The 8,026-nt window shown below is 40.8% G+C and carries 7 protein-coding genes and 1 pseudogene; 4 read left to right on the top strand and 4 right to left on the bottom strand.

Annotation, left to right across the window (positions count from 1 at the left end):
- Positions 1-205: 205 nt before the first annotated feature.
- The 3 genes from JWG44_RS01645 (at position 206) to JWG44_RS01635 (ending at position 1,894) form a co-directional block, all read left to right on the top strand.
- Complete coding sequence (locus JWG44_RS01645) at positions 206-535, top strand: ArsR/SmtB family transcription factor (protein ID WP_205273226.1); 330 nt, start codon at positions 206-208, stop codon at positions 533-535.
- Positions 522-1,004, top strand: coding sequence for an SRPBCC family protein (locus JWG44_RS01640; RefSeq protein ID WP_205273225.1), 483 nt, complete (start codon positions 522-524; stop codon positions 1,002-1,004). The genes JWG44_RS01645 and JWG44_RS01640 overlap by 14 nt, the downstream gene beginning before the upstream one ends.
- Positions 1,005-1,318: 314 nt before the next feature.
- A complete protein-coding gene (locus JWG44_RS01635) occupies positions 1,319-1,894 on the top strand; it encodes a DUF4256 domain-containing protein (protein WP_205273227.1) in 576 nt (191 codons plus the stop codon).
- 35 nt (positions 1,895-1,929) lie between these two features.
- On the opposite strand, the gene ilvD is transcribed toward JWG44_RS01635, so the two are convergent.
- From ilvD to JWG44_RS01615, 4 genes are all read right to left on the bottom strand, one after another.
- Positions 1,930-3,786: a dihydroxy-acid dehydratase gene (gene ilvD, locus JWG44_RS01630; RefSeq protein ID WP_205273224.1), complete on the bottom strand. Its 1,857-nt coding sequence runs from the start codon at positions 3,784-3,786 to the stop codon at positions 1,930-1,932.
- Between the two features lie 184 nt (positions 3,787-3,970).
- Positions 3,971-4,894, bottom strand: a complete 924-nt coding sequence (locus tag JWG44_RS01625; RefSeq protein ID WP_205273223.1) for an SH3 domain-containing protein — start codon at positions 4,892-4,894, stop codon at positions 3,971-3,973.
- A gap of 552 nt (positions 4,895-5,446) precedes the next feature.
- Entirely contained in the window at positions 5,447-5,800 is a 354-nt protein-coding gene (locus tag JWG44_RS01620) for a hypothetical protein (protein ID WP_205273222.1), read from the bottom strand.
- A 300-nt stretch (positions 5,801-6,100) separates the two neighbouring features.
- Positions 6,101-6,658 (bottom strand): dihydrofolate reductase family protein, encoded by a 558-nt coding sequence (locus JWG44_RS01615; protein ID WP_205273221.1) that lies wholly within the window; start codon positions 6,656-6,658, stop codon positions 6,101-6,103.
- 404 nt (positions 6,659-7,062) lie between these two features.
- Between JWG44_RS01615 and JWG44_RS22600 the strand changes: the two are divergent.
- Positions 7,063-7,852: pseudogene (locus JWG44_RS22600) on the top strand (transposase); the annotation flags it as partial.
- Positions 7,853-8,026 lie beyond the last annotated feature (174 nt).

Below are 8,026 nucleotides of genomic sequence, written 5' to 3'. Positions count from 1 at the left end.
GAGAGCGGCGCATTGAGTTTTTTGGGCGGGTGGTGGAAAAAATCCGGCCTACTTTGCTATATCACAAAATCATAATTTTTCAAGAAAAAAATCCCCGTAGGAACTCCTACAAAATTTTTCTCGGAACCCCATTTATTTACGGGAACCCTTGTTTTATCAATATTTAAGAATTGACTTAATTAAGAATAAACTTAAATATAAACGTATGAACGCCTTTGCCGCCCTCGCAGACGACACAAGAAGAGAGATCGTGAGATTGGTGGCCAAGAGCGGAGAACTTACGTCGACCGAGATAAGCCAAAATTTTATGATGAGCCCGCCCGCCATTTCTCAACACTTAAAAGTATTAAAAGAGGCGAAGATTCTTTCTATGAAGAAGGAGGCGCAAAAACGTATTTATAGGTTGAATGATTCGGGGATCGATGAAATGGAAGATTGGTTGCGGGATATTAGGGATCTATGGGCCAAACGTTTGGATAAGTTGGAGAAATATGTTTTAAAAATTAAAAAGGAGAAATCTCGTGATAAAAAATAACTTAGAAACAATCATCGAAGGAAACAAGGTCGTCTATAAAAAATACTTTGCCGTATCGATCGATCTTCTTTTCGAGGTATGGTCTTCGGAAGAACATCTTTCGGAGTGGTGGGGACCGGACGGTTTTACGTTGACGAGTCATAGTTTGGATTTTTCAAACGGCGGGATCTGGGATTTTATCATGCACGGACCGGATGGACACAATTATAAAAATAGAATTCAATTTATAGAGATTCAAAAACCTCGTCTTATTTTTTACAAACATCTTGGCGACGGCGAAGGTGTTGAGGACGTCGACTTTCAATCGAAAATCATTTTTGAAGAATCCGGTGAAGGAACAAATCTGACCATGGAACAGATTTTTCCAAGCCGAGAGGAACTGGAAAGAGTGAACAAAAAATACGGCGCGATTGAAGGCGGAAAACAACACGTTGGAAATCTTAGCAAATATTTAGAAACATTAAAATAGGAAAATACAGTACGGTTGCAAAATTCCAAGAGCGGATTCCGGAGGTTCTTTAAAATTTCGTTCCCAAAAACTCTCTTTTTCTCAATCGCCAGACTCGACGAACAACGAGAAGACGATGTAAGTTTTCAGAGAGAATGTTGGGACCGCAAGAGAACGAATCATTCTCCTTAAAACGTCGCAAGAAACTCAACTATTTTCGTAGGATCGTATCTGAGCGAAGCGCCCAACAAAAGATCTTGTCGAAAGCGTAAAGTAGAATCCGGGTCAGTATAAGCTTGACAAGTTCCTATAACGGAGAGAGATCCTATTCCAGTATGAACAAGACCAATCGAAATCGGAAGGAGTTGTCATCGGAACAACGCGAAATATTACTCGAAATACTGAAAGTCCGTTTTGAGAAAAATAAGAAACGCCACGAGGGTATTGAGTGGGAAAAAGTAAGGAAAAGATTGGAAGCGAGTTCCGAAAAACTTTGGACCCTACACGAAATGGAAAGAACCGGCGGTGAACCGGATGTTGTCGGTCAGGATAAAAAGACGGGAGAATACATTTTTTATGACTGTTCGGAGGAAAGCCCTAAAGGTCGAAGAAGTGTTTGTTATGATCGGGAAGGTCTGGAATCAAGGAAAGAACATAAACCGGAGAATAGCGCGGTTGATATGGCCGCTGCAATGGGAATTGAACTTTTAACGGAAGAAGAGTATAGAGAGCTACAGAAACTCGGAAGTTTCGATCTGAAAACCTCTAGCTGGTTGAAAACACCGGCGGATATTCGAAAACTCGGCGGAGCCATCTTTGCAGATCATAGATACGGAAAGGTCTTCGTGTATCACAACGGAGCGCCTTCCTACTACGCGGTAAGGGCATTCCGCGGTTCACTCAAGGTCTAAATCTGCAAAGAAAACTCCATTGAAGGAAAATAGGTTTACTTAGGTTCCACTTGACTTACGTCCCTCACCGCTCCGGTATGCGCGGAGGTCGTCATCGCCGCATACGCGCGGAGAGCCGGTGAAACGACTCTCTTACGAGATTGCGGCTTCCAAGCGTTTTTACCTTTTGCTTCCATCGCTTCTCTGCGTTTTGCGAGATCTGCGTCGGAAATTCTAAGATGAATGGATCGATCCGGGATATCGATTTCGATCGTGTCCCCTTCTTCCACAAGTCCGATCGCCCCGCCTTCGGCGGCTTCGGGAGAAACGTGGCCGATGGAAAGTCCCGAAGTTCCTCCGGAGAATCTTCCGTCGGTAAGAAGCGCACAAGACTTTCCTAAACCTTTGGATTTTAAATAGGTGGTCGGATACAACATTTCCTGCATTCCCGGACCGCCCTTTGGTCCTTCATAACGGATTACGACGATATCACCTTCTACAACTTCGTTGCCCAATATTTTGGAGACCGCTTCTTCCTGGCTTTCCATCACACGGACTCTTCCTTTGAATTTCCAGATCGATTCGTCCACCCCGGCTGTCTTTACGATACAACCTTCGGGGGCGATATTCCCATAGAGAACGGCGAGTCCTCCGTCTTGGGAATAAGCGTGTTCGACTTCGCGGATACAACCGTTGACCCGATCCAAGTCAAGTTCCGGCCAACGTTTGGATTGGGAGAATGCTTCCGTTGTGGGAATCCCCCCCGGTGCGGCGGAGAATAAGGCGAAAGCCTTGGACCCGGAAGCCTGACGAACGATATCCCATTCTTCTAAAGCTTTTCCTAATGTAGAAGAATGAACCGTAGGAACGTCTCGGTTGATCAAACCGACTCGATCCAATTCGGCAAGAATCCCGATCACTCCGCCCGCTCTATGAACGTCTTCCATATGATATTTCTGGCTCGCGGGAGCTACTTTACAGATACAGGGAGTTCTCCGAGAAATCTTATCGATATCTTCCATCTTAAAATGAATACCGGCTTCGTTTGCGGCGGCAAGAATATGAAGGACCGTATTTGTGGATCCTCCCATGGCGACGTCCAAACTCATCGCGTTTTGGAATGCTTCGTAATTTGCGATGTTTCTTGGAAGAACCGATTGGTCGTCTTGTTCATAGTATCGTTTTGCAAGTTCGACGATCAGATTGCCCGCAGTTAGAAATAATTGTTTTCTGTCGGCGTGAGTGGCAAGAGTGGAACCGTTACCCGGAAGCGAAAGACCCAAGGCTTCGGTAAGACAGTTCATGGAATTTGCGGTAAACATTCCTGAGCAGGAGCCGCAGGTAGGACAAGCCGAACGTTCCAGTTCTGCGACTTTTTCGTCGGATACATTCGGGTTTCCCGCTTCCATCATCGCATCGATCAGATCGAGTTTGCGAACTTCCCCTCCCCACGTTACCTTTCCGGCTTCCATAGGACCTCCGGAAACGAAGACGGTCGGGATGTTCAGCCTAAGAGCTGCCATCAACATACCGGGAGTGATTTTATCACAATTCGAGATGCAGACTAACGCATCGGCCGTATGGGCGTTTACCATGTATTCTACTGAGTCGGCGATGAGATCCCGGCTTGGAAGAGAATATAACATTCCGCTGTGACCCATAGCGATACCGTCGTCCACTGCGATCGTGTTGAATTCTTTTGCCACTCCCCCCGCTTTTTCGATTTCTCGTGCGACGAGTTGACCCAAGTCTTTCAGATGTACGTGGCCGGGGACAAACTGAGTAAAAGAGTTGGCGATTGCAATGATCGGTTTTCCAAAATCATTGTCTTTCATACCAGTCGCGCGCCAGAGGGCTCTTGCGCCGGCCATATTACGTCCATGAGTGGAGGTACGAGATCTATACTGAGGCATAATTAACCATTTTGGAACAAATATTAGACGTCGAGTATTTTCCTCCATTCATGAAGAAGTTGGTAGTCCGGTCGCTCGTATTTTTTTCAAGGATTCGTTTACGATGAAATGCAGATCGGCTTGGAACAAAAGAAACTTTTTTCCCGTCTGGATGTCTAAGCCGTGAACATTTTGGAGACCGTTTTTATTGATTGGTTTCGGATTTTAATACAAACTCTTTTCCATTAAATTCGAAATCGGAAGAAATGATTCGGCTTGGAGAGTCATCTCCTTCGGGGGGCGGGCTATCATTGATTGTAATCCTGGGTCGATCGTAATTAGAAAATGAGGCACTTCTCCAACCGCCGGAGTTGAAAATAATGTTAAATGAATTACCCTTTTCTTCTAAAACATACACTAAATTATATAATTCAGGTAAAAAACATCCTCTGCATTCGTCATTTTCAAATTTATGACTCGTAATTACGACAGAGTATTTTTTTCTCTTCCAATCAAAAGTTTCGATACGAGTATGCTCAGGATTAATATCATCATTTACTTCCTGGCTTAAAAACTCGAAGATTTTTATTTTTTTCCCGTCTTCTTCGCGTATTTTAGAATATAAAGAAGCGTATTTATTTGAAATGATTACACCTTCGGCCGGGATATAACAATCTGCAATTTTTGTAATTTCAAGTTCTGAATACCAATCTTCTAAACGAGCTTCTTGTTTTAATAATCTAAAAAATACTTTTCCGTCCTTGGTAACATATCTAGCCCTAACTAAATAGAATTCATTTTTTTTAATTTGATCATTTTCTTTTTTCTTAAAAATTTTATTTTGTAATGAAAAAATAAAATTTGGTTTATTTTTAACGTAAGCCCATCCTATCTCATTAGTTTCAATATCCGTCAACGAGGAGAGGCTTTCGATTGAATTTCCTATGGCAACATAAGGGGAAAATACAAAACCAAAATTCTGATTTTTTGTTTTTACTCTTATCCAAAATCCAATTTTACCTTGAACCGATGTAGAGGATTTACTATCTTCAATGATCTCGACAATATCTTTGGTAGCTAATTTCTCGATCGGTTTACTTTCAACGGACGGTTCACTTCTTAAGAACAATGAGGTTGCGACTACTAAACCGTATTTAGGTTCATTTAAGTTTAGAAAAATTAGCGCTGAATTATTTTTATTATTTTCTAAAAATCCGACGCGGTTATCCTTTTTTATTTTAAACCAATCACCTGAATGTTTAGAATCTTTTTTAAAATTTGCTCCAAAATAGTAAAATTGGAATTCTCTTTGATCTCAAAAGCGACTACGCTACTTTTATCAGGCTTCGAAAAAATAGATATTCTTGATTTCGACGTATATCCACTGCCAATCTGAGTGCTAATACAATGAGTGAAGAAAAAAAAGAAAATGTTTATCCGACATAGGTTTTTAGAATCTAAAAGTGTTTTCATAAATTTATAATATTCTTATCTTTTGCTTACGGTTTTAAATCATTGCACCGAATCAAGGAGAGTCGCGGACGTAGCAAGACCGGAATACTTTCGCCTGCTAAATTCGAGCCTCTGAGCGCTGAACAAGAACCGAATACAAGTTCGTATAAGGCGTTTAATCCTATAAAAAAATTGTCCGTCATTTATAGGGCCCTTCGATTGATCTCGATCACAACTTTTGAACAAAAACTTTGACTTTTTCCTTTTGCCCGAAATTTACGAAGATTTGACTCTCGTTATCCTTTTCTTTTTTAAAATGAAACAATTTATGCTTAAACACTTTTTGAATCCCTTTATGCTCAAGGTTCTTTAAAAAATCATTCTGACAATTTGCTCCTGGAATTATCCAGGAGCCATGAATGAAAATTACATTTCCCTCGATTTTCCATGATCCTTGAACATCTATACCGCATGGAGAGGATGGAAAAGATTTTGATAATTTCCCATTTGGATTTAGCGTATAATCTAAGTTATTTTTTCTTTTACTAGACGCAACCGATTGACTTCCGATTTCTACCAGCAACGAACTATGTTTAAAGAATGAAACAATTGAATCCTTAGAATTGAGCAATAATAAAGTTTCGAGGTCCTCTTGGGATAAACTCCTACTCAGAGATAGGTCTTCAGATACTTCTGTTTTCTGACATTGAATTGAAAATATGATTAGAAATACCAGTAAAATAATCGGGTTTCTTTTCAATTTGAATTCCAGAAATAATATTCCCAATGTCATTTAACGTTCGCGAGATGAAAAAAAAATGCATAGTTGAATAATCATTGTTTTGCTTTAGACGATATTCCCAAAAATCGTATGATCCTTTTCTTATGTATGCTTTTTGTAGTGAAGGGCGACGACGCCGGATTGAAAAGTTTCCGAACCAAGGAAGTCTAGACGAAGCCTCTCTTGCAACTTCACGGTATCGAATAAGCGCGGACCTTTTCCCGCAATGACCGGATGAATCACGAAGTGATACTCGTCAATTAAACCACGTTCCGAAAGCTGGGAGGCAATGCTCAAACTGCCCACGCAAATATCGTTTCCCGGTTGCTCTCTGAGTGTAAGCACCTCTTTCGCAATGTCCGTGCTAACGAGCCTAGTGTTCGCTCCCTCAACGTGTTTCCATGTGGTGGAGAAAACGACCTTGTCAAGAGAGTCAAAGAGGCGAGCGAACTCATTGGTTGCTTTTGACTCCGATTGTTCCCTGGCGATTTCGGGCCAAAACGGCACCATGAGTTGATATGTGACCCTTCCGTAGAGAAGGAGATCTGCTGTAAGCAGGAGCCGAGTGAAGAATGTGTGCAACTCCTCGTCGGCTATCATGTCCGTGTGGCTGCAATATCCGTCAGCGGTAATATTGATTCCAAAAACGATTTTTCTCATAGATCTACGTTTATAGTGTTCAGAGAAAAGTTCAAGTATCAATTAAGCGACTTTTGATCGCCTTGTAGAGCGGAGACGTCGCGTTTTATACATTCAATAAATTTTGCAAAATAATTCCTTTCTATGTTCCATAAATAGAAAAGTCAGAATCAACACTGATAATTTGTTCCATCCTTCTCCTTTTAGTAATACCGATTCATGATAAAACATGAGTTAAATCTAAAGAGTAAGTCGGTTTTCATACGATTCTTTATATATCGAAAACCCTCTAAATTTCGATCTAAAATTTGTATACTTCCACTTTCGATGCATACTAAGAATTCGGACTGAGCTTCTATCGAAAGTGAATCGGACCTAGCCCCGGAATTGAGTGCCAATTAGAATGTTGAAAATTCTCCAAAGAGATGTTAACTTTGGAGGAAAATAGGAAGAAGCGTTTTAACGAAAATCAGATCCATAAGATACTAAAGGAATCGGAGTCAGGAGTTTTAACTTCAGAGGTGTGTCGTAAGCATGGGATCAGTGCGAATACCTTTTATAGATGGCGATCCAAATACGGAGGCGTGGAGCTAAACGATATAAAACGTATGAAATCGTTAAAAGATGAAAATAACAAGCTCAAGAAGCTCTATGCGGGGGTTGCTTTGAAAAACGAAGCCATCAAGATGCTGCTCGAAAAAAGTGGTAAGCCAGAGCAGAAACAGGAGGCGATCATGTTAATCAGACCGCAATTAGGAGAACGCAAATCTTGTCGTCTTTTACAAATTTCAAGAACTGGCTTTTGGCACCGTTCTAAGACTTTGGAAAAAGATAGGGAACTAAAGGACCGGATCCGTTTTTAGCATATAAATATAAAAGGGTCAGTTACCGCAGATCCATGATTTCATCCGACAAGAGGACTTGGTCAATCATAAGCGAATCTATCGTTTGTATTCAGAATTGGGTTTAAATATCGAATCAAACGAAAGCGAAAGAGAATCTCATTGTCTACGGTTCTAAAGCTTCTTCCTAAGAATTCGGGAGAACGATGGTCCATGGACTTCAGTCGGATTCATTTTATTCTGAAAGAATACTCAGAATTCTGAATATAATTGATGACTACGGACGTTTAGCGGTAGAGCAACTAAACCTGAATTTACATCGAAAACTTTTTTAAATTGGGCCTCCGAAAGAGGAGTCGATATTCATTCTATTCAAGATGAGCAAATAGAATGCATTTTCGAAGAAGAAAAAAGAAACTCATTTTCGCTCATTTTAATAAAAAAGAATTAACTTTCGTAAGAGCTAATTATAGCCTAGTTACGTTTTTGGAGACACTTTTTAAGCAATTCGTTCTTCAAATTCCGCAGGACTCACGTATCCTAAAAA

Source organism: Leptospira ainazelensis (assembly GCF_016918785.1).
Lineage (GTDB): Bacteria > Spirochaetota > Leptospiria > Leptospirales > Leptospiraceae > Leptospira > Leptospira ainazelensis.
Note: the sequence above shows the minus strand (reverse complement) of the source record. Positions and strands in the feature narration are given on the sequence as shown.